Here is a 22912-nt window from a genome sequence, read left to right on the forward strand (position 1 = left end):
AGATCAGGTACCCGGCTTGCGCTCCAGAAACGCCCGGTAAGCGAGCTTCATGCCTTCCTCAAGCGAGGTCCTGGCTTTCCAGCCAAGTTCCGCAAGACGACTGACATCGAGCAGCTTACGCGGAGTGCCGTCGGGCCTGGATGGATCGTAGACGATCTCGCCGGTATAGCTCACGGTTTTGGCAACGACGCGCGCGAACTCCGCAATTGTAATGTCTTCACCCGTTCCGACGTTGACCAGCGTCCCGCCGGAATAGTGACGAAGCAGATGAATCGATGCGTCTGCCATGTCGTCAACGTAGAGGAATTCACGCCGCGGTGTTCCTGTCCCCCACACGGCGACACTTGGGGCACCCGCCTCCTTTGCCTCGTGGAAGCGGCGGATCAACGCCGCAACAACGTGACTGTATTCCGGATGGTAGTTGTCGCCCGGACCGTAGAGATTGGTCGGCATGAGACTGATAAAGTCGCTGCCATACTGGCTGCGATAAGCCTCCACCATCTTCACGCCGGCGATCTTGGCGATCGCGTAAGGTTCGTTGGTCGGCTCCAGCTCGCCTGTCAGCAGCGAATCTTCGCGTAACGGCTGCGGCGCCAGCTTCGGATAGATGCAGGATGAGCCGAGAAACAGCAGCTTTTCGACGCCGTTAACGTGAGCCGCATGAATGACGTTTGCCGCAAGCTGCAGATTTTCATAAATGAACTCGGCACGCAGGGTGTTATTCGCATGGATGCCGCCGACTTTGGCCGCGGCATGGAGAACAACCTGAGGTCTGGCTTTTTCGAACCAGCGATTGGTCTCGGCCTGATTCAGCAAGTCGACCTCGCTGCGCTGGACCGTGAGGATGTCCACATCTTCTCGCGCCAGACGGCGCACCAGAGCGCTTCCGACCATGCCGCGATGGCCCGCAACGAAGACTTTCTTCCCCTTTAGTTCAAAAGGCACTGCAGCCATATCAACTCCGAGCCATGCAAATCAGTGTCGTCCGTCGGTCATGTTTCGCTCTGCGGACCACGCATGGCGAAGCTGTGCGTATCACCTCAGAACCCCGCGGGCAAATTAAGCATTCTCGCCACAGTGAAGAGACCGGGCTTGCGGCGAAAGAGCGCTTGGACCACAATCATCCCATGAATGGCTGACGCGCGTCGGGCTCATAATCGATGCCGCAAAAAAAGCCAGCCGTTAAATTCAGGGAGAGAGAGACATGCGTAAACTTATGATCGCCGCGGCCTTCGCGTTTCCGTTGATGGGCGGAGCGGCGCTGGCCCAGGACACCGTCAAGATCGGATATATCGATCCTTTGTCAGGTGGTGGCGCAAGCGTCGGCGAAGTCGGATTGAAGACCTACCAGTTTCTTGCTGACGAATTGAACGCCAAGGGCGGCATTCTCGGCAAAAAGGTCGAGATCGTTCCGCTCGACAACAAAACCAATCCGCAGGAAAGCCTGATTCAGGCCCAGAAGGCGATCGACGGCGGTGTTCGCTACATCACCCAGGGCAACGGCTCCTCGGTCGCCGGCGCGCTGATCGATTTCGTTTCCAAGTACAATGAACGTAACCCGGGCAAGGAAGTCCTGTACTTCAACTATGCCGCGGTCGACCCGGTCTTCACCAACGACAAGTGCAGCTTCTGGCATTTCCGTTGGGACGCCAACTCCGACATCAAGATGGAAGCGCTGACCAACTACATCAAGACAACGCCGTCAGTGAAGAAGATCTATCTGATCAACCAGGACTACTCGTTCGGTGAATCGGTCCGTACAACGGCGAAGAAGATGCTCGCCGCCAAGCGTCCCGATATTCAGATCGTCGGCGACGAACTGCATCCGCTGCTCAAGATCACCGACTTCGCGCCTTATGTTGCGAAGATCAAGGCATCCGGTGCCGACAGCGTCATCACCGGCAACTGGGGTCAGGATATTGCATTGCTGCTCAAGGCCGCTGCAGACGCCGGCCTCAAGGTCAACTGGTTCACATACTACGCAGGCGGCGCCGGCGGCCCGACCGCGGTCAAGCAGGCCAACCTGAACCATCAGGTGTTCCAGATCACCGAGGGTTACGCCAATATCGATCACAAGGACTCGGTCGAACTCGAAAAGGCTTTCCGGGCGAAATACAACGGTCAGACGTTCTGGTATCCGCGCGCTGCTAACGAGATGCGGATGTTTGCCGCAGCTGCTGAAAAGGCCAAGTCGCTCGATCCGGTCAAGGTCGCAGCCGCACTTGAAGGCATGCAGTTCGAAGTGCTCAACGGCGGCAAGGGCGTGATGCGGAAGGACGACCACCAGTTCTTCCAGCCGATGTACATCTCTTCGCTCGGCGAACGCACCGAGAAGGAGCCCTTCGACGAAGAAAAGACCGGCTGGGGTTGGAAGACGGTCGCCAAGGTCGACACCGACCAGACCATCCTGCCAACCACCTGCAAGATGGAACGGCCGTAACCCTTTCCCTTACGTAATCTGTATCCGCCCGGGTGGGGACCCCCGGGCGGATACAGCTTCAATCTTCCAGGGGTGGGAACGTGCTCGAGCTTATCGTTATATCTACGCTTAACGGCATCCTGTTCGGGATGTTGCTGTTTCTCATGGCAAGCGGCCTGACAGTGATCTTCAGCATGCTGGGCGTGCTGAACTTCGCGCACGCAAGCTTCTACATGCTTGGGGCATTCTTCGGATTCCAGATCAGTCGCTGGTTCGGATTCTGGCCTGCGCTGATCATCGCGCCATTGCTGGCCGGCCTGCTTGGTGCGGCCGTGGAGCGCTATGGCCTGCGCCACGTCCACAAGAACGGTCACGTCGCTGAGCTGCTGTTCACCTTCGGCCTCGCGTTCGCCATCGAAGAAATCGTGCAGATCATTTGGGGCAAGAGCCCCGCCGACTTCCGGGTGCCCGAGTCGCTGGATTTTCCTGCCTTCACGGTGTTTTCAACCAACTACCCCGCCTACAAGATCTTCATGTTGGCGGCTTCGATCGCGATCTTCGTCGGTTTGCTGATCGCGTTGAAGAAAACCCGTATCGGCTTGATTGTGCAGGCGGCCCTCACCCACCCGCATATGGTCGGCCATCTTGGACATAATGTCGGACGCGTCTTCATGATGGTGTTCGGTGTCGGCACGGCGCTCGCTGCGGTCGCCGGTGTGATCGCCGGGCCTGCACTCGTGACCCAGTCGAATATGGCTGCCCTGCTTGGCCCGATCCTGTTCGTGGTGGTCGTGGTCGGCGGACTTGGCTCCTTGCCCGGCGCGTTCATCGCATCGCTGCTGATCGGCTTGATCCAGACCTTCGCCGTTTCGATGAACGGCTCGCTGGCTGAAGTGTTCGGTCCGCTCAGTCCCGACTATGCCAGGACGTGGCTCGCCGACATCTGGAACGTGACTGTCGCGCAGATCGCGCCGATCATGCCCTACGTGCTGCTCGTTCTCATTCTTGCATTCCGCCCGATGGGCCTGATGGGGACGCGCGACACATGAGCGATGTGATCTCGAGTGCGGCCCCTCCGCGGCCCGCGATGACAGACAAACTTAAATTCTACGGACTGTGGGTTGTGGCAGCCTTGCTGCTGTTGCTACTGCCGAAGGTCTTCAGCTCCGGCGGATCGCTGACGACATTCAGCCTGATCGGGATCTCGATCATTTTTGCGCTGTCCTACAATATCCTGCTTGGACAGACCGGGATGCTGTCGTTCGGGCACGCGGTGTATTATGGCCTCGGCGGCTTTCTCGCGATCCACGCCATCAACATCATCGGCGCGCACAAATGGCCGATCCCGCTGCCGGTGGTCCCGCTGATCGGCGGGCTGACGGGTCTCGTATTCGCCGCCCTGCTCGGCTGGGTCTCGACGGCACGCAGCGGCACGGCCTTCGCCATGATCTCGCTGGGCGTTGCCGAGCTCGTCGCGTCCTCCGCGCTGATCCTGAGAACGTTCTTCGGTGGCGAAGCGGGCGTCTCCGCAAACCGCACGAAGGTGCTGCGCCTGTTCGACTGGAGCTTCGGCCCACAAATCCAGATCTACTATCTGATCGCGGCGTGGACGTTGATCTGCATGATCGCGATGTACGCCCTGACCCGTACGCCGCTGGGCCGCATGTGCAATGCCGTGCGCGACAACCCCGAACGCGTGCAGTTCGTGGGTTATGATCCGCACGTCGTCCGCTACATCGCGTTCTGCTTCTCGGGATTTTTCGCAGGCATCGCGGGCGCTCTGGCCGCGATCAACTTCGAAATCGCCAACTCGGCATATCTCGGCGCGGTCCAATCCGGAACGGTGCTGTTCTCCACCTACATCGGCGGCATCGGATTCTTTATCGGCCCGGCTGTCGGTGCGGTGTTCGTCACGCTGCTGTCGCTTGGGCTGAGTGACCTCACCAGTGTCTGGCAGCTTTACTTCGGCCTGTTCTTCATTGCCGTGGTGATGTTTGCTCCGGGCGGCATCACCGGCCTTTTGATGAAGCACCGGCCGCTGGTGCTGGCAGGCACACTGGGCAAGGTCTTGCCGTCCTATCTGATTGCGTTCGTGCCGACGCTGGCGATGATCACCGGCCTGATGATGGCGATCGAGACCGTGGTCCATTACACGGTCAATCCGGAAGACAGTCCGAACATCAAAGCCTTCGGCATCAGCTTCGATGCTGCGAGCCCGGTCACATGGGGTCTCGCTGCCGTCTTGATCGTGGCCGGTTTTGTGATCGCGCGTAAGACATGGACGCGCGTGAGTGAAGCCTGGGACAATGCCCTCAACGCCGCGCGCGAAAAGGGATTTGCCGCATGACCAATGCCATTGAAATCCGCGACGTGCAGAAGAGCTTTGGCATTACCAAAGTCATTCGCGACCTCAATCTCCAGGTCGCGCAAGGAGAGCGACACGCACTCATCGGCCCGAACGGCGCCGGCAAGTCGACGACGTTCAACCTGATCAGCGGCTATATGAAGCCCACATCCGGCAGCGTATTGCTGCGGGGCGAACTGATCTCCGATCTGCCGCCATATCAGATCAACCGCCGCGGCCTATCCCGCAGCTTCCAGGTCACCAACGTCTTCGCCAAGATGACGGTATGGGAAAATATTCGCTGCGCCGTGTTGTGGGCCACCGGTCATCGCTACGCATTCTGGAAAAACGTCGACCGCCTCCCCGAGGTGCGCGACCGCACCGCGCAGATCCTGCAGGACATCAATCTCGTCTCGCGGCGTGATGTTCCGGCAGGCCTGCTGACTTATGCCGAGCAGCGCGCGCTGGAGATCGGCATCACCATCGCCGGCGGCGCGGATGTCATTCTGCTCGACGAGCCGACCGCCGGCATGAGCCACGCCGAAACCGAGCGCGCGGTCGCGCTCATTCGCCGCCTGACCGAAGGACGCACCCTCCTCATCGTCGAACACGACATGAGCGTGGTATTTGGATTGGCTGACCGCATTTCCGTGCTGGTCTACGGCAACATCATCGCCTCGGGAACACCCGAGGAAATACGCAACAACCCGAAGGTCAGGGAAGCCTATCTCGGTGAGGAGGCTGCCTGATGCTGGAAGTCCAGGACCTTCACGCCTACTACGGCAAGAGCCACATCTTGCAGGGCGTGGACATGCATATCGGCGCCGGCGAAGTGGTGAGCCTGCTGGGCCGCAACGGCGTCGGCCGTTCCACCACCGTCAAAGCGATTATGGGCGAAGTGCCGCCTCAAGGCTCGATCAAGTTCAAGGGCAAGGACATTGCCGGGATGCCGAGCTACAAGATCGCGCATCTCGGTCTCGGCTACGTCCCCGAACATCGCGATATATTTCCCGCGCTGACCGTGCGCCAAAACCTGTTGCTTGGCGTCAAGAATCCCAAGCATCCGGGCAAATGGCGTCTCGACGACATGCTGGAGATGTTTCCGAACCTCAAGGCCCGTGCCGATACCGCCGCCGGCGTCCTTTCCGGCGGCGAAAAGCAGATGCTGACAATTTGCCGCACTCTGATGGGCGATCCGGAACTCGTCATGATCGACGAGCCCACCGAGGGCCTGGCGCCCCTGATCGTTCAGCAGGTCGGCGACCTGATCGCGGAAATTGCGCGTCGCGGCGTCGCGATTTTGCTGGTCGAGCAAAAGCTGTCCATTGCCATGCGGATTTCCCATCGTCTGTACGTCATGGGACATGGCCGCATCGTCTTCGAGGGAACTCCTGACGACCTGAAGGCCAATCAGGCCATTCGCAAGGAGTGGCTCGAAGTCTGATATAATTTGCAGAAACCGCAAAGCCAGTTGTGCAAGAATACCCGCTCGCAAAGCTGCCTGATACCGTTAGTCGAATAGGTTTCAGCCGAAAGACAAGCTAGGCTAATTTTCGCTGAGCGGAAAAATCCGCCGGCCACACGAAAAATGAGCGCCAAAGGCGCCGGTGTGATGATCCCGAGGCGAGAGGCATTTTGAACAGCTTCCTCCCGGGTCACGTGGGGAGGATGAAGTGGCATACGCACTTGAGGTGCGAGGCGTCTCATTGCGGTTCGGCGGCGTACGCGCGCTGACCGATGTCAATTTCGCCGTCAAGGAAGGCGAGTTGTTTTCCATCATCGGCCCCAACGGCGCCGGCAAGACATCGATCGTGAACTGCGTGTCGGGCCGTTACACCCCGACCGAAGGGCAATTGTTCTATCAAGGCAGCGACATCACCGGCCTCAAGCCGAATGCCCGTGCCGCCCTTGGAATTGGCCGCACGTTCCAGAACCTGGCGTTGTTTCACCACATGACAGTGCTCGACAACATCATGGTCGGGCGACACCATCTGCTGAAAAACAATTTTATCACGGGATCGCTGTACTGGCTGACCGGCGCGCGCCGCGAAGAACTCGAACATCGCCGCAAGGTGGAGGAAATTATCGACTTCCTCGACTTGCAGTCGGTCCGCAAAGCCGTTGCCGGTACGCTCTCCTATGGCCTGCGCAAGCGCGTCGAACTCGCCCGCGCCATGGCCCTGGAGCCGAAACTCATCCTTCTCGACGAGCCGATGGCCGGCATGAATTTCGAGGAGAAGGAGGACATGGCGCGCTACATCGTCGATCTCAATGAAGAATACGGGATGACGGTGATGATGATCGAGCACGACATGGGCGTCGTGATGGATATCTCCCACCGCATCACCGTGCTCGATTTCGGCCGCAAGATCGCTGAAGGGCTTCCCGCCGACGTGCTGTCCGATCCACATGTCCGTCGTGCCTATCTCGGCGAAGAAGACGACATCCCAGGCGATTCCGATGACGCGCCGCCGGTCGCGGAGGCCACCGCATGATGGATTATGCGGGCCGCGTGGCGCAGGCTGATACCTATCCGAAGCTGTTGCGGCTGAATGCGAAAGAGCACGGCCGTGAGATCGCGCTGCGCGAAAAAGACTTCGGGTTGTGGCGCATCTTCACCTGGGACGATTATCAGAACCGCGTCCGCGACTTCACACTGGGCATGATCGAACTCGGCATCGGCCGCGGCGATGTGATCGGCATCATCGGTGATAACCGGCCGGACTGGGTCTCCGCCGAAATCGCCGCGCATGCCATCGGCGGCATGAGCCTCGGCATGTATCGCGAATCGCTCAGTGAGGAGGTCTTGTATCTTCTCACCTATGGCGAGACCAAGCTGGTGTTCGCCGAAGACGAAGAGCAGGTCGACAAGCTGCTCGAACTCGGCGGCCGAGCCCCGCACCTGTGTCACATCGTCTATTCCGATCCGCGCGGCATGCGGAAGTATGACGACCCGCGCCTGATCAGCGCCGACGAACTTGCAGAAATGGGGCGCGAGCGCGCGGCACGTGAGCCGAGCCTCTACGATCAGATGGTTGATGCGACCCGTGGCGAGGACGTCGCCATTCTCTGCACCACCTCGGGCACGACATCGAATCCGAAACTCGCGATGCTCGCGGCGGGACGCGTCCTAAGCCACTGCGCAACGTATCTCAGCTTCGACCCCAAGGGCCCGGAGGATGAATACGTCTCGGTGCTGCCGCTGCCCTGGATCATGGAGCAGGTCTATGCGCTCGGCAAAGGGCTGCTCAGCCGGATGAAGGTGAACTTCGTCGAGCAGCCCGACACCATGATGAACGACTTCCGCGAAATCGCGCCGACCTTTGTGCTGTTCGCGCCGCGGATCTGGGAGGCCATCGCTGCGGACGTCCGCGCGCGGGTCATGGACTCATCTCCGATGAAGCAACGGCTGTACGCCGCGGGCATGAAGGCCGGTCTCGCCGCGCTCGATAAAGGCGAGCGGTCGATAGTGGCCGAAACCCTGCTGTTTCGTGCCTTGCGTGACCGGCTGGGCTTCACGCGGCTGCGCTCGGCGGCAACCGGCGGCGCCGCTCTTGGTCCGGATACGTTCAGGTTTTTCCGCGCCATGGGCGTGCCGCTGCGGACCCTCTATGGCCAGACCGAAACGCTTGGCGCATTCACACTTCATAAGGCGGACGAGGTCGATCCTGACACCACCGGTGTGTCGATGGCCGAAACCATCGAAATCGAGATCCGGGAGCCGGATGCCAACGGCGTCGGCGAAATCGTCGTACGCCACGCCAATATGTTCCTTGGCTACTACAAAAACGAAGCTGCCACGGTGGCCGACTTGCGCAATGGCTGGATGCATTCCGGCGATGCGGGCTATTTCAATCCTGCCAAGCAGCTTGTCGTCATCGATCGCATCAAGGATCTTGCACAAACGTCGCGTGGCGACCGGTTCTCACCGCAATACATCGAGAACAAATTGAAGTTCTCGCCCTATGTTGCCGAGACCGTGGTGCTGGGCGACGGGCGCGACTACCTCGCCGCCATGGTCTGCATCCGCTTCTCGATCGTCTCTAAGTGGGCGGAGAAGAACCGGATATCCTTTACAACCTATACCGACCTCTCCTCCCGCCCCGAAGTCTATGACCTGCTCCGCAAAGAAGTCGAAGCGGTCAACGCCACGTTGCCGCCCGCACAGCGCATCGCGAAATTCCTGCTGCTCTACAAGGAGCTCGATGCTGACGACGGCGAATTGACACGCACCCGCAAGGTCCGCCGCAGCGTCATCAACGAGAAATATGCCGATATCATCGACGCGATTTATGGTGACCAGCCCGATATCGACATCGACACCGTGATCCGCTTCCAGGACGGTACAACGCAGCGCGTCCGCACCACCCTCCCGGTCGTCGATCTCAGGCTGCAAACCCCAGCCCAAGCCGCGGAATGAAGGTGAGCCTGCGATGAACACCCAGCTTCTGATCCAGCTTCTGATCAACGGGCTCGTCGTCGGCACGCTGTATGGCGTCGTCGCGATGTCGTTTGTGCTGATCTACAAAGCCACCCAGGTCGTCAATTTCGCGCAAGGTGAACTCCTGTTGATCGGCGCCTGGGTCTGCTGGTGGCTATTGACGAAGTACCACGTCCCGTTCTGGGTCGGGATGCCGATCACGCTGGTCTTCATGTTTGTGTTCGGCATCCTCATCCAACTTGTGATCCTGCGCCCCATGGTCGGCGAACCGATCATCTCGGTAATCATGGTGACGATCGCGCTGTCGACGGTGTTCTCGGCGCTGATGAAATGGATCTTCGGCGTCAATCTGCAGCCGTTCCCGCGCATCTTCGATACGCAACTCGTCAACATCTTCGGACTGCAAGTCCAGACCGTCTACCTTCTCAGCCTCGCGGTCTCGATCGCGATGATGGGCGGCATGGCATGGTTTTTCCGCGTGTCGAAGTACGGTCTCGCCATGCGCGCCACCGCATTCAATCAGCAGGTCGCGCAGTCGCTTGGTATTTCCGTGAAAAGCGTATTCGCCATGGCCTGGGCCATATCGGCGACCGTATCGGCGGTTGCCGGCGTGGTTGTTGCCGTCGTTAATGGCGTCTCGGCCGGCCTTTCCGCTTACGGTATTAAAGTCTTTCCGGCGGCCATTCTCGGTGGCCTCGACAGCGTCGGCGGCGCAGTCCTCGGCGGCATCATTATCGGACTCCTCGAAAACGTCGCCCATTTCGTGGACAGCGAATATCTGCACTGGGGCAATCTGTTCGAGGTCGCGCCCTTCTATGCATTGATCATCATCCTGATGATCAAGCCCTACGGCCTGTTCGGCACCAAAGATATCGAGCGGATCTAACGCACCATGGCAGGCCAGAATCTTCTTCCCGCAGGCGACTTTCGCACCTCATACGCAGCGGACACCACCGTCTTTCCGACGACCACGAGCCGCAACGCGCTGATCGCCGGTATTGTGCTGATCTGCTTCGCACCGTTTGTTTTGAACGAATACACGTTAAGCCTGCTGATCCAGATCGGCATCTTTGGAATTGCGGCCCTCGGACTCAACATCGTCGTCGGCTTTACCGGGCAGATTTCCATTGGCCACGCAGCCTTCTTCGGCTTTGGCGCATTCACCTCGGCCTATCTGTCCAACAGGTTCGGAGTCCCCGTTTTCTTCTGCATTCCGCTTGCTGGTGTGGTCACTGCCGCTGTGGGACTGATATTCGGATTGCCCGCTGCTCGCTTGAAAGGGCTTTACCTTGCGATCGCGACGTTGGCTGCGCAATTCATCCTGCTCGACTTCTTTTCCCGCGCGGAGTGGTTCACCGGCGGCAGCGTGCCTGTCATCGCGGAACCATTCTCGCTCTTCGGCCATCCGATCCGCGGCGACCGCCAATATTTCTACGTTGTGCTGGCCTATGTGATCGTCTGTTATCTGCTCGTCACAAATCTGATGCGGACGCGCGACGGCCGCGCCCTGGTCGCGGTGAGAGACCATTACCTCTCGGCCGAAATCATGGGCATCAACCTTACCAAATACCGCACGCTGTCATTCGGCCTCGCCGCCTTCTTTGCCGGCGTCGGCGGGGCGCTTTACGCCCATTACAATCAGGTCGTCTCCAACGAAGGCTTCGGCATCGACCGTTCGATTATTTTTCTTGCCATGATCATTATCGGCGGCGTGGGCTCGATCATGGGCACCCTGATGGGCACAGCCTTCATGGTGTTGCTCCCGGAATCCATGGAATGGATAAGCGCGGCCTTGAGTGGCAGCGCGATCGACCACGCCTTGGGCCTGAAGCACAACATCGCATTCTTGCGCGAGATGGCCATCGGCGTCATCATCATCATATTTCTGATCTTCGAACCGGATGGATTGGCTCACCGGTGGCGGCAGATCAAGGCATACTGGAAGCTTTACCCGTTCTCGCATTGAGGTCGGAACGGCGTTTAAAAATAATAAGACCTCGAGAGGAAACCGGAGGATTATTCTGATGACTGTTAAAGTTCTTCTCGGCACCGCTGCCGTCGCACTCATGCTCGGCGGCACGGCGGCCTCGGCACAATCAGCCATCTCGCTTGGACATCTGGCCGACTATTCGGGGGCGACTTCGGACGTCGGCACCCCGTTCGGACAAGGTGTCGCCGATGCCTATGCATGGGTCAACAAGAATGGCGGGATCGCCGGCGCCAAGGTCAATGTCGATACCGTCGACTACGGCTATCAGGTGCCGCGCGCAATTGCGCAATACAAGAAGTGGTCCGGCTCCGATAAGGTCGCCGCCATCCTCGGCTGGGGCACCGCCGACACCGAAGCCCTCACAGGCTTCCTTGCCCAAGACAAGATTCCCGACATTTCCGGCTCGTATTCGGCAGCGCTCTCCGACCCGACCGGCGCAAGCGGCAAGGCCAAGGCTGCGCCCTACAACTTCTTCTACGGTCCGAGCTACTCGGACGCCTTGCGCGGCATGCTGACGTGGGCGGCCGAAGACTGGAAGTCGAAGGGCAAACCCGGCAAGCCGAAATACGTTCACATGGGAGGCAACCACCCCTACCCGAACGCTCCAAAGGCCGCGGGTGAAGCCATCGCCGCAGAACTCGGCTTCGAGGTGCTTCCGGCAATCGTGTTCGCACTCACTCCCGGTGACTACAGCGCGCAATGCCTAACCTTGAAGAGCTCCGGCGCGAACTATGCCTATCTCGGCAACACTGCAGGCTCCAACATCTCCGTGCTGAACGCCTGCAAAGCGGCAGGCACCGACGTGCAGTTCATGGGCAATGTCTGGGGCATGGACGAGAACGCAGCCAAGGCGGCTGGCGCTGCCGCGGACGGCGTGGTGTTTCCGTTGCGCACCGCTGTCGCCTGGGGCGGCAATGCGCCCGGCATGAAGACTGTGCAGGAAATTTCCAAGATGTCGGATCCTGACGGCAAGGCTTATCGCCCGGTGCACTACATCGCGGGCGTCTGCACGGCGCTTTACATGAAGGAAGCCGTCGAATGGGCTGCCAAGAACGGCGGCGCGACCGGCGAGAAGGTCAGGAACGGCTTCTATCAGAAGGCCAACTGGGTCCCTGCCGGAATGGAAGGCGTCTGCAATCCGTCCACCTGGACCGAAAAGGATCATCGTCCGACGCTGAAGGTCGACATCTATCGCATGAAGGTGTCCGGCCCGACCGATGCTTCGGTTGCCGACCTCGTCAAGAACGGCACCATCAAGCTCGAGAAGGTGAAGACGGTCGATCTGCCGCGCAAGCCGGAATGGCTCGGCTGGTAAGCTAAACACAGACGCCGCTCCGCCACGTGCGGAGCGGCGTCTTTTCCGAAACCGGGAAACGTACTGTGCAGACAATCGCCGACGCAACCGCCACACCGATACCCGCGGCAGCCGCTGCACCATTGCTGGCCGTGCGCAATATCGAGGTGGTGTACGACAACGTCATCCTCGTGCTGCGCGGACTGAGCCTCGACGTGCCAAAAGGCGCAATCGTTGCGCTATTGGGTGCAAACGGCGCGGGCAAGTCCACCACGTTGAAGGCGATTTCCGGATTGCTGAAAACGGAAGATGGCGAGGTGACGCGCGGCGAGATTGTTTTCGACGGAGATCGGATCGACGGCATTGATCCCGACAAGATCGTTCGCCGCGGTATTTTTCAGGTGATGGAAGGCCGCCGCATCATTGCGGACATGACCACGCTCGAAAATCTTCGGCTCGGCGCTTACACGCGCAGCGATAAGAACGTCGACGCCGACATCGACATGGTGTTCAAGTATTTCCCCCGTCTCAAGGAACGCACAGGTCTTTCCGGATATCTCTCCGGCGGTGAGCAGCAAATGCTGGCCATCGGCCGCGCCATGATGGCACGACCGAAGATGATCCTGATGGATGAACCCTCGATGGGTCTTTCGCCGCTGCTGGTCAAGGAGGTCTTCAGCATCATCAAGCAGATCAACCGCGACCTGGGCGTAACAATTTTGCTTGTGGAGCAAAACGCCCGCGCCGCGCTGTCGGTCGCAAGCCATGGCTATATCATGGAGCAGGGTAAAGTCGTGCTCGATGGCACCGCCGATGAATTGCGCGACAACGAAGACGTCAAGGAGTTCTATCTTGGCGGCGCCGGAGATCAGCGCAAGAGCTTCAAGAACCTCAAGAGCTTCAAACGACGCAAGCGTTGGCTTTAAACCATCCTCCTCGCGAGATTTGAATCCATGTCCCACCATTACGATGCCCTAGAGACGCGAGCCCCGTCCGAACGAGACTCCGATCTCTTCTCACGCCTGCCGGATGTTCTGCGCGCCGCAGCGAAGGCGCCTGCCTATGCCGAACGTTTCCAAGGAATCGACCTGGCAGCGATCACCGACCGCACCGCGCTTGCCGAGCTCCCCGTGCTCCGGAAGTCCGAACTGCCGGCCCTGCACAAAGCGGCGCCGCCATTCGGTGGCCTCGTGCCTTCGCCTATCGGCTCCTTCAGGCGCCTGTTCACGTCACCCGGCCCGATCTTCGAGCCTGAATCGACCCATAGCGATCCCTGGCGCGGCGCACGCGCCCTGTTCGCCGCCGGTTTTCGGCCCGGCGATGTGGTGCTCAACACCTTCAGCTATCACCTCACACCGGGCGGATTTATTTTCGACACTTCGGCTCGCTCGCTCGGCTGCGCCATCATTCCGGCCGGACCAGGCAACACCGAGCAGCAATTTGAATTGATTGAGGCTTATCAACCGATTGCCTACACCGGCACACCGGATTTTCTGAAAATTCTGCTCGATGGGGGCGAAAAAGCGGGACGCGACGTGTCCTCGCTGAAGCGAGCACTGGTGTCCGGTGCAGCATTTCCGAAATCGCTGCAGGAAGAAATGAAGTCACGCGGCATCGACGCTTATCAAATGTTCGGCACCGCGGACCTCGGCGTTGTCGCCTATGAGACATCGGCGCACGTGGGTCTCGTTGTCAGCGAGGATATCATCGTCGAAATCGTTCGCCCCGGCACCGGCGAACCTGTCCCCGACGGAGATGTCGGCGAGATCGTCGTCACCACACTCGATCCCCAGCGTCCGTGGATACGGCTGGCACTCGGCGATCTAAGCGCGGTACTTCCCGGGCAAAGCCCTTGTGGCCGCACGAATATGCGGATCAAGGGCTGGATGGGCCGGGCCGATCAGACCACCAAGGTCAAGGGCATGTTCGTGCGCCCGGAACAAATCGCGGAAGTCGGCAAGCGGCATCCTGAGCTTGGCAGGCTGCGCTTGGTCGTCACCCGCGACAAAGAGGTCGACATCATGACGCTCGCGGCGGAATTTTCCTCTGCTGATGATGCCTTGCGCGACGCTATTGCATCGACCCTCCGTGCTGTGACAAAGCTGCAAGGCGGTGTCACTCTGGTCGCGCCCGGCTCCCTGCCGAACGACGGCAAGGTGATTTCGGACGAACGCAAACACGAGTAACCAGAAACGACCGATCAAAATCGGACTGGAAGAACCAAGGAGAAGCCGAATGGCTCAAGGAATTTTCGAAGGCCTCAAGGTCATCGATTGCGCAAGCTTCATCGCGGCCCCTTCAGCAGCAACTGCACTGTCGGATTTCGGTGCCGATGTCATCAAGATCGAGCCCCCGGGCGCAGGTGATCCGGTCCGCAACCTGCCCAAACTCCCCGGCTATCCGATCAGCCCGCACAATTACGCCTGGATGCTTGAAGGCCGTAACAAGAAGAGCCTTGCGCTCGACCTCAGCAAGCCGGAGGGACACGAGGTCGTGCGCCGCCTTGTCGCCGAGGCCGACGTCTTCATTACGAATTTCCCGCCGGGCGTCCGCAAGAAACTTGGCGTCACCTACAAGGATCTGGCGCCGCTTAATGACCAGCTGATCTATGCATCGTTCAGCGGCTATGGCGAGACCGGCGCCGAAGCCGACAAGCCGGGTTTCGACAGCAATGCGTGGTGGGCGCGGTCAGGCCTGATGGACCTTGTCCGCGAAACCAACGAGACGACGCCTGCACGTTCGATGCCTGGCATGGGCGATCATCCCTGCGCCATGTCGCTGTACGCCGGCATCGTGACCGCTCTCTACCAGCGCGAGCGCACCGGCAAGGGCACGCAGGTGATGTCGAACCTGATGGCCAACGGTATCTGGTCTAACGGCATTTATGCCCAGGCCGCACTTTGCGGCGCGACATTCCAGCAACGCCAGCCGCGCCATCGCGCATTGAATGCCGTGACCAACCATTACAAGTGCAGTGACGGCCGCTGGATCATCCTGTCGCTTCTCAACGAAGAGAAGCAGTGGCCGACATTCGTGAAGGTCATCGACCGTGAGGACTTGGCCGCCGATCCGCGCTTCGAGACCAAGATGGCCCGCCACAACCATTCGGCGGAGCTGATCACCATCCTCGATGACGTGTTCGTCAAAAGACCTCTCGCAGAGTGGCGGAAGGTTCTGGACGGCAATGGTCTGATCTTCGGTGTGGTCGGCATCGCTGCCGACATCCCGGATGATCCACAGATGCGCGAGACCGAAGCGGTCGTGCCGTTCTCCGATAGCGATCTGAGGACGATCAACACACCGATCTTTATTGAGGGAGCCAAAAAAGTCCCGCCGCGGATGGCGCCCGACGTCGGCCAGCATAGCGACGAGGTATTGGGTGCCGCCGGCTTCACCGCGGCAGAAATCGCCAAGATGCGCGCCGCCGGGATCATCGCGTAATCACCGGCGACTCTCCACAATAACCGCGTACCGCTTCCGCTGATGTTTGCTGCGGGAGCGGTCCCCGTGTGGGGGTTCAGAGGTTCGCTCTATTTTTCCCGCGAGTCCTTCCTGCGAACTTCTGAACCTAAACCACACGAGAATCATGAAATTTTCGAGTGTCCTCTCGAATCCAAAGTTCGCTACAGAGCGTGCTGCACGATGAGGCGAACTTTGGATTCGGGACACTCGAGTCATTTCCGGTGGAAAAATCCGGCAGGTTGAAAGATTCCTGCGAACAATCCCGAGGTCCGTGCATTGATACGCGCGGGCGGGCGCACAGGAGTCGGATCATGACCACTGCGAAAGCAGCGATGGCGGTCGTCTCGTTCAGCGAAGAATTAAAACACGCCCGCGAACTCGTCGATGAAGGCCATCGCCTTCTTCATGTTGCAAATCGCGATCTCAAGGCCGGGCGTATTCTGGTCAGGCGCACACAAGAGCTCCTGACCAGCAGCGAAAGTGTCTTTCGCGCCAAGCGCCGCCTTCAGGATCAAGCCGAAATGGGATCGATCGGGCTTGGCGGCGTCCCGCCGGCCTCGATGGCCTCGCCCGCCGACAGGCAGAGATCTTCCCGGTAGCGTCCCGCCACGATCTGGACACCCACCGGGCTGCGGCCGACCAGCCCCGTGGAAACGGTGAGCCCCGGCATGCCGATGAAAGGCAGTGCAATCTGCGGCATTTGTGCCCGCCAGACCCGGGCGAACGATGCGTCGTCCTTCAAATCCAGCTGCCATGGGAATGGCAGCTCTCCACACGGCGGCATGACGATAACGGCATATTTCTCAAAGAACAGCTGCCAGTCACGAACCAGTGTCGCCCGGCGCGTCAGCGCCTTTGAGAACGTCGCGAAGTCCAGTGATCGCGCGGTCTTCTCATGTCCGCGCAGCACGGTCAGCGCTCCCGGATCCCCTTCCCGCTTTGCAGCATCGACCATGGCGTCATAGCCATCAGCGAGCCAAAGCTTGATCTGCCACTCTGCCGCTTCCTCGAATGGAGGAATGTCAGTGACTTCCTCGACGGTCCAGCCTGCTCGTTCCAGCCGCTTCCCCGCATCGGCAACCGCAGCGCTAACCTCCTTGGTGGTCTCAAGCCCACCCGGACGCAAGCACAGCGCCGCCCGGCGTGGCGCCGCCGGACCTTCCAGCGGCGCGGGCACCCACCACGGGTCGCGCGGATCGCGTTGGGACATGGCTGCGAGCGCCAGCCGCAAGTCACCCACCGTGCGGGCAAGCGGACCTGACACCGCCGTGATCTGCCCTCCGATCGAGCGCTCAGGGAGCGAGGCATTGAATGCCGGGATACGTCCCACCGTCGGACGCAGGCCATGAACACCGCAAGCATAGGCGGGATAACGGATCGAGCCCGCGATGTCGGTGCCGTGTGCAATATGCCCGATACCCGCCGTCACAGCCGCGGCCGCCCCGCCAGACGATCCGCCCGGCGTGATCGCCGGATCGCGCGGATTTTTAGTTTCGCCGTGCAACAAATTTGTCGTGAACCAGCGATAGGAAAAAGCAGGCGTGTTGGTCCGGCCGACGATGACAGCACCGGCCTTGCGCAAATTATCGACGACGGGATTATTGAACTGCGCCACAAGGTCACGCTGCAAGCCCACACCATTCGTAGTAGCGAATCCAGCCTGGTCGACATTGACCTTGACTGTGATGGGCACTCCGGCCAGCAGGCCGGCGTCCTCGCCCTTCGCAATTGCGGTATCGATCGCTTCCGCCTGCGCGAGGGTTTCTTCAGGACGATGATCGACGACGGCATTGATTGCAGGGTTGACCGCATCGAGGCGCGCGAGAGCCGCAGTGGCAGCTTCCTTTGCGGAAATTTTTCGGGATCGGATTTGCGATGCCAGGTCAGTAGCTGAGAGGCGCCAGATGTCTTTCATTGCGGTCCTGTCCAAATGCAATTGTCGGTCGAAGAACGTCGCGACTATAGTAGCCGCGAATTCTTTCTGCTCAATGCTTTGTCTTTTTATTTTGACGATTGCGAACAACCCCGCCGCTGCGATTGCGGGACATTTTCTGAAAGCCGGGAGTGCAACATGAAAACCAGCCTCAGCTCAGCCATCGCTGTTGCCGTCTTTTTAACTGGCGTGAACATACATCCTGTGAACGCGGCGGAACCGGGCGACAAAGTCACTGTGACCATCGAGCGATGGCGTAAACCGGGAAACAACAACATCGGAACGGCCGATATCACCGTTAGCAATGACAACGGCTTCGCGGTGAAGGACATCCGCGTGAGGTGCGAGTACATGTCCAAAGTAGGTGAACGAAAGATCGAAACCGAGCAAAATATCCCGGTTACGGTCAAGGCAAACACCAAGAAAAAGTTCAAGAAGACAAAATTCGCCTACATCGACACCGATAAGGCGGAAGGGGCCTGCAAGGTCCGCGGCGCGACGCAAATCCAATAATCGTGAACGCCATTTCACCTCATTGCAAAGCATGAGGTGAAATGGCGCGTGAACTAGGCGTTCGCCGGCGCTCTGCGACGGCCGAAGCTCTCGATTACACGATCAATCAACGGCCAGAACAGCAGAACGATCGCGAGCGTCGTGATCGAACCGACCAATCCGTTCGACCAGAACACCGAGACGTGACCGCCTGATCCGATCATCGCCAACCGGAAAGCATCTTCCGCGCGGCTGCCCAGCACCAGCGCCAGCGTGAACGGGGCCAGCGGAATGCCGATCTTCTTGAACACATAGCCAACCACGCCGAACAGCAGCATGAGCCAGATGTCGAACATTGCATTCTGGATCGCATAGGCACCGATCGCGCAGGACACCACGATCATCGGCGCGATGGCTGCGAATGGCACACGCAGAATGGATGCAAAGATCGGCACCGTGGTGAGTACCAGCGCAAGGCCGACGACATTGCCGAGATACATCGACGCGATCAGACCCCAGACGAAGTCCTTATGCTCGACGAACAGCAACGGCCCTGGATTCAGTCCCCATACCATCAGGCCGCCAAGCAATATTGCCGCTGTGCCCGAGCCTGGGATGCCGAGCGCAAGCATCGGCAGCAGCGCCGCGGTACCCGAGGCATGCGCCGCCGTTTCGGGCGCGAACACGCCCTCGATACGTCCCTTGCCGAAACTGTCCTTGTCCTTGGAGAAGCGCTTGGCCAGGTTGTAACCCATGAACGACGCGGCAATGGCGCCGCCCGGCGTGATGCCGAGCCAGCAGCCGATGACCGACGATCGGATCAACGTGGCCCAGTACTTCGGCAAGTCTTTCCAGACATTCAACACAGTCCTCAGGCTGATGCGGGCGGCATGTCCGCGCAACGCCAGCCGCTCCTCCATCGTGAGCAGAATTTCGCTGATGCCGAACAGACCAATCACCGCGACGAGGAAGTTGATGCCGCGCATCAGGTCGGCAGATTCAAACGTCATGCGGAGCTGACCGGATACCGTATCGAGGCCGACGCCCGCAAGCAGCAGGCCCAGCGCCATCGAGATGACGGTCTTGTGCTTGGCCTCGCGCCCAAGCCCGACGAAGGAGCAGAACGTCAGCAGATAGACGGCGAAGAATTCCGGCGGGCCGAAGCGGAGCGCAAAGGATGAAATCGCCGGCGCAAGAAAAGTGATCAGCATCACCGCGGCGAGCGAGCCGATAAAGGACGACGTAAACGCCGCCGTGAGCGCTTCAGCCGCTTTGCCCTGCTGCGCCATCGGATAGCCGTCGAAGGTCGTCGCGACTGACCAGGCTTCGCCGGGAATGTTGAACAGGATCGACGTGATGGCGCCGCCGAACAATGCGCCCCAATAGATGCAGGACAGCATCACGATGGCCGATGTCGGATCCATCGTGAAGGTCAGCGGCAGCAGGATCGCCACGCCGTTGGGACCGCCGAGGCCAGGCAGCACGCCGACGAAGATGCCGAGCACCAGGCCGACCATCATCAAGGCAAGAATCTTCCAGGTGAAAAGTACTGCGAAGCCGTGCAACAGCAGACCTAATGCTTCCATGACCCTGTCCTACCGGCTGTATCTTAGCGGCCCAAGGCCGCTTCGAGCGGTCCCTTCGGCATGATGACGTCAAACGCGATATCGAACGTCACGAACATGATGGCGACGAAGATGAAAGCCGTAAGCAGCGACTTCCACCACGCAATCTTCCCAATGATCGCCATGAAGCCCGCGATGAGAAGGAAGCTCGCGACATAGAGCCCAAGCCATTGCATGGCGAAGCAAAACAGAAACGTCGGCACGAACACTTGCAGCACACGGCGAAGCTGGGCGCGGGTGACGAAGGTCTCCGCCGGCTCGCTGCGCTTCACCAGCACGCCGACCAGGCCATAAAGCGAGGCTCCGCCGAGGATGATTGAAAGATAGAACGGGAAATAGCCGGCCTGCGGCCCAGTATCATCCCACGACGCACCGGTGCGCCAGTTATCCCAGCCAAGCAGGATTGCCAAAGCACCTAACAACACCATCACCACCGCTTCAACCGTGCGGTTGTCGGCAACGGCGGGAGAACTTTCCTCAGGCGCCGTCGGATCCTCGACAACGATTTCGATGTCTTGATTTGCCATGGTGAAATTGCCGCAGGTTCGCTTGAAGCAGAGAACTGGATCCGGTGCCGCCAGGAGACGGCACCGGATGACGAATGCGTATCTTACTTCGCGACGAAGCCGGCTTCGGTCATCAGCGACTTGTTGACGGCGTCGTCTTCTTCAAGGAATTTCAGCATCTCCTTGCCGTTGATATAGACCGGCTTGAGAGCCTGCTTTTCCATGTATTCCTTGTATTCAGCAGTCTGCGTCACCTTCTTGAAGAGATCGTCGTAGAACGCGACCTGCTCAGGTGTCACCTTGCCGGGCAGGAACATCGCGCGCAGCATCAGGTACTGCATGTCGAGACCTTCTTCCTTGCAGGTCGGCACGTCATTCCACGACTGCGTCTCGGTCACCTTCGTCTTGTACGAGATGCGCTCTTTGTCGAAGACGCAGAGTGCCCGCACCTGTCCCGCACGCCAGACTTCGAGATTTTCCGACGGATTGTTGACGTTCGCATCAACATGGTTTCCGACAAGCTGCGTCGCTGCCTCGCCGCCCGACTTGTACGGCAGATAGGAGAACTTCGCGCCGGTCTTCTTTTCCATGAAGACCGTAAGCACGTGGTCCTCACGCTTCGAACCGGTGCCACCAAGCTTGAACGGGGAACTTGCCGCCTTTGCCGCTGCAATGAAATCCTTCACGGTCTTCGGACCGCTCGCGTTGTCCCACAGCACGAACTGGTCCATGGCGATGACGGAGACGGGCGTCAGATCGCGCCAGTTGAACGGAATCTTCGCCGACAATGGCAGCATGTAGATCAGCGAATAGGCGATCAGGATCTTGTTGGGATCGCCATCGCTGCCCTTCATATACATCAAGGCTTCCGCGCCCGACGCAGCGCCTTTGAGCGTCACGATCATGGGCTGTTTCATCAGATTGTTCTTCTGAATGGCGGCTTGCATCATGCGCGCCATCTGGTCGGACGCGCCGCCTGCACCTGCGGCGACGACGATTTCGACCGGCTTTGTGGGCTCCCAGGCCATAGCGGGCGTAGCTACCGCCAGCGTTGCAAGCACACTTGTAGCCTTGATGAGATTCTTCATGCCGTTTCTCCCTGTGTCGTTTTGTAAGCCCGGTCTGACCGGACCGAACCCTTTGTTGCTTCTCCGCTATCCTGCGGATTTCACAGCATCAATTCAAGCGTCGCCGAGATCAGGCGACTGCTGCTTTCGTCGCGGCTGTACCGCTTCCGGTCAGCACATTCATTGCCGCCATCACGCCACCGGCCTTATGCGGCACCTTCGCGAGCCCGAGCGCCATCTCGACGCCCGCGAGCGTGCCCATCAGCATCAGGTCGTTGAAATGACCGAGATGACCGATGCGGAAAACCTTGCCCTTGATCTTGCTGAGGCCCGCGCCCAGCGACATGTCGAAGTTATCGAGCGTCACCTTGCGGAATTGGTCGGCATCGTGTCCTTCAGGCATCACGACTGCGGTCAGAATCGGAGAATATTCGCGCGGATCAAGGCAGAGATTTTCCAGACCCCACGCATCGACCGCGGCGCGCGCCGCCGCTGCATGCCGCTTGTGACGGGCGAACACATTGTCGAGCCCCTCCTCCATCAGCATGGCGATGGCTTCCTTGAGACCGTAGAGCATGTTCGTCGCCGGCGTGTAGGACCATGAACCGGTCTTGTTGGCGGCAATAATCTCATGCCAATCCCAATAGGATCGGAGCATGCTGTTGTTTTTCGACGCTGCGAGCGCCTTGTCCGACACCGCGTTGAAGCCAAGGCCCGGCGGCAGCATCAAGCCCTTCTGCGAGCAGGATACAGTGACATCCACGCCCCAGCCGTCGTGATCGTAGTCGATCGAGCCGAGCGACGAGATGGTGTCCACCAGGAACAATGCGGGATGCTTCGCCGCGTCGATCGCCTTGCGAATCTCATGAATACGGCTGGTGACGCCGGTGGACGTTTCGTTGTGCACCACCATCACAGCCTTGATGGCATGCTGCTTGTCCTGCGACAGCCGCGCTTCGATGTCTTCAGGGGACGCGCCATGGCGCCAGTCACCCGGCACGAATTCCACGTCCAGCTTCAGCCGGTCCGCCATCGCGCGCCACAGCGTCGCGAAGTGTCCAGTTTCGACCATCAGCACCTTGTCACCCGGGGACAGCGTATTGACGATCGCGGCTTCCCACGCGCCGGTACCGGACGACGGATAGATGATGACGGGGTTCTTTGTCTTGAAGACCTTCTTGCTGCCCTCGATCACCTCAAGCCCGAGTTGAGCGAACTCCGGTCCACGATGATCGATGGTCGGCATATCCATCGCACGCAGCACGCGATCCGGAACGTTGGTCGGACCCGGGATTTGAAGAAAATGCCGCCCGGTGTGGACTGTGCTGTTGGACATGAC

Annotated in this window: 21 protein-coding genes; 14 read left to right on the top strand and 7 right to left on the bottom strand. The window is 59.6% G+C overall.

Annotated elements, in window-relative coordinates; genetic code table 11:
* Nucleotides 1–3: 3 nt before the first annotated feature.
* Nucleotides 4–954, bottom strand: coding sequence for a GDP-L-fucose synthase (gene fcl, locus ACP0KA_RS03450; RefSeq protein ID WP_424627437.1), 951 nt, complete (start codon nt 952–954; stop codon nt 4–6).
* Nucleotides 955–1204: 250 nt separating this feature from the next.
* On the opposite strand from fcl, the gene ACP0KA_RS03455 reads away from it, so the two are divergent.
* The 13 genes from ACP0KA_RS03455 to ACP0KA_RS03515 all read left to right on the top strand — a co-directional run bounded on the left by ACP0KA_RS03455 (nt 1205) and on the right by ACP0KA_RS03515 (nt 15929).
* Nucleotides 1205–2440: a branched-chain amino acid ABC transporter substrate-binding protein gene (locus tag ACP0KA_RS03455; RefSeq protein WP_424627438.1), complete on the top strand. Its 1236-nt coding sequence runs from the start codon at nt 1205–1207 to the stop codon at nt 2438–2440.
* 80 nt (nt 2441–2520) lie between these two features.
* The gene (locus ACP0KA_RS03460) at nt 2521–3468 is read left to right on the top strand and encodes a branched-chain amino acid ABC transporter permease (RefSeq protein ID WP_424627439.1); all 948 of its coding nucleotides are present in this window, start codon (nt 2521–2523) and stop codon (nt 3466–3468) included.
* Complete coding sequence (locus ACP0KA_RS03465; RefSeq protein ID WP_424627440.1) at nt 3465–4766, top strand: branched-chain amino acid ABC transporter permease; 1302 nt, start codon at nt 3465–3467, stop codon at nt 4764–4766. The genes ACP0KA_RS03460 and ACP0KA_RS03465 overlap by 4 nt, the downstream gene beginning before the upstream one ends.
* On the top strand, nt 4763–5512 hold the full coding sequence (locus ACP0KA_RS03470; protein WP_424627441.1) for an ABC transporter ATP-binding protein: 750 nt from the start codon (nt 4763–4765) through the stop codon (nt 5510–5512). The genes ACP0KA_RS03465 and ACP0KA_RS03470 overlap by 4 nt, the downstream gene beginning before the upstream one ends.
* On the top strand, nt 5512–6207 hold the full coding sequence (locus ACP0KA_RS03475) for an ABC transporter ATP-binding protein (protein ID WP_424627442.1): 696 nt from the start codon (nt 5512–5514) through the stop codon (nt 6205–6207). The genes ACP0KA_RS03470 and ACP0KA_RS03475 overlap by 1 nt, the downstream gene beginning before the upstream one ends.
* Before the next feature lie 229 nt (nt 6208–6436).
* The gene (locus ACP0KA_RS03480) at nt 6437–7258 is read left to right on the top strand and encodes an ABC transporter ATP-binding protein (protein WP_424627443.1); all 822 of its coding nucleotides are present in this window, start codon (nt 6437–6439) and stop codon (nt 7256–7258) included.
* On the top strand, nt 7255–9183 hold the full coding sequence (locus ACP0KA_RS03485) for a long-chain fatty acid--CoA ligase (protein ID WP_424627444.1): 1929 nt from the start codon (nt 7255–7257) through the stop codon (nt 9181–9183). The genes ACP0KA_RS03480 and ACP0KA_RS03485 overlap by 4 nt, the downstream gene beginning before the upstream one ends.
* Before the next feature lie 13 nt (nt 9184–9196).
* Complete coding sequence (locus ACP0KA_RS03490; protein WP_424627445.1) at nt 9197–10090, top strand: branched-chain amino acid ABC transporter permease; 894 nt, start codon at nt 9197–9199, stop codon at nt 10088–10090.
* A gap of 6 nt (nt 10091–10096) precedes the next feature.
* A complete protein-coding gene (locus ACP0KA_RS03495; protein ID WP_424627446.1) occupies nt 10097–11170 on the top strand; it encodes a branched-chain amino acid ABC transporter permease in 1074 nt (357 codons plus the stop codon).
* A 58-nt stretch (nt 11171–11228) separates the two neighbouring features.
* On the top strand, nt 11229–12509 hold the full coding sequence (locus tag ACP0KA_RS03500; RefSeq protein ID WP_424627447.1) for an ABC transporter substrate-binding protein: 1281 nt from the start codon (nt 11229–11231) through the stop codon (nt 12507–12509).
* Nucleotides 12510–12574: 65 nt separating this feature from the next.
* The gene (locus ACP0KA_RS03505) at nt 12575–13414 is read left to right on the top strand and encodes an ABC transporter ATP-binding protein (RefSeq protein WP_424627448.1); all 840 of its coding nucleotides are present in this window, start codon (nt 12575–12577) and stop codon (nt 13412–13414) included.
* A 27-nt stretch (nt 13415–13441) separates the two neighbouring features.
* Entirely contained in the window at nt 13442–14674 is a 1233-nt protein-coding gene (locus tag ACP0KA_RS03510) for a phenylacetate--CoA ligase family protein (protein ID WP_424627449.1), read from the top strand.
* 49 nt (nt 14675–14723) lie between these two features.
* The gene (locus ACP0KA_RS03515) at nt 14724–15929 is read left to right on the top strand and encodes a CaiB/BaiF CoA transferase family protein (RefSeq protein ID WP_424627450.1); all 1206 of its coding nucleotides are present in this window, start codon (nt 14724–14726) and stop codon (nt 15927–15929) included.
* Between the two features lie 380 nt (nt 15930–16309).
* Here ACP0KA_RS03515 and ACP0KA_RS03520 read toward each other — a convergent pair whose 3' ends face one another.
* Nucleotides 16310–16465, bottom strand: coding sequence for a hypothetical protein (locus ACP0KA_RS03520; RefSeq protein ID WP_424627451.1), 156 nt, complete (start codon nt 16463–16465; stop codon nt 16310–16312).
* Nucleotides 16462–17865 carry an amidase family protein gene (locus ACP0KA_RS03525; RefSeq protein WP_424627452.1) on the bottom strand — a complete coding sequence of 468 codons (1404 nt, stop codon included), beginning with the start codon at nt 17863–17865 and terminating at the stop codon, nt 16462–16464. Before ACP0KA_RS03525 ends, ACP0KA_RS03520 begins: the two co-directional genes overlap by 4 nt.
* A 156-nt stretch (nt 17866–18021) precedes the next feature.
* Here ACP0KA_RS03525 and ACP0KA_RS03530 point away from each other — a divergent pair, with 156 nt between their 5' ends.
* Nucleotides 18022–18396, top strand: a complete 375-nt coding sequence (locus ACP0KA_RS03530; RefSeq protein WP_424627453.1) for a hypothetical protein — start codon at nt 18022–18024, stop codon at nt 18394–18396.
* A 53-nt stretch (nt 18397–18449) separates the two neighbouring features.
* Here the strand turns inward: ACP0KA_RS03530 and ACP0KA_RS03535 are convergent, their stop codons facing one another.
* From ACP0KA_RS03535 to ACP0KA_RS03550, 4 genes are all read right to left on the bottom strand, one after another.
* Entirely contained in the window at nt 18450–19961 is a 1512-nt protein-coding gene (locus tag ACP0KA_RS03535; RefSeq protein WP_424627454.1) for a tripartite tricarboxylate transporter permease, read from the bottom strand.
* 23 nt (nt 19962–19984) lie between these two features.
* Nucleotides 19985–20527: a tripartite tricarboxylate transporter TctB family protein gene (locus ACP0KA_RS03540; protein WP_424627455.1), complete on the bottom strand. Its 543-nt coding sequence runs from the start codon at nt 20525–20527 to the stop codon at nt 19985–19987.
* 83 nt (nt 20528–20610) lie between these two features.
* On the bottom strand, nt 20611–21594 hold the full coding sequence (locus tag ACP0KA_RS03545) for a Bug family tripartite tricarboxylate transporter substrate binding protein (protein WP_424627456.1): 984 nt from the start codon (nt 21592–21594) through the stop codon (nt 20611–20613).
* A gap of 109 nt (nt 21595–21703) precedes the next feature.
* Nucleotides 21704–22909: a pyridoxal-phosphate-dependent aminotransferase family protein gene (locus tag ACP0KA_RS03550; protein WP_424627457.1), complete on the bottom strand. Its 1206-nt coding sequence runs from the start codon at nt 22907–22909 to the stop codon at nt 21704–21706.
* Nucleotides 22910–22912: the final 3 nt, after the last annotated feature.

This window comes from Bradyrhizobium sp. SYSU BS000235 (assembly GCF_049747295.1).
In the GTDB taxonomy this organism is placed as follows: domain Bacteria; phylum Pseudomonadota; class Alphaproteobacteria; order Rhizobiales; family Xanthobacteraceae; genus Afipia.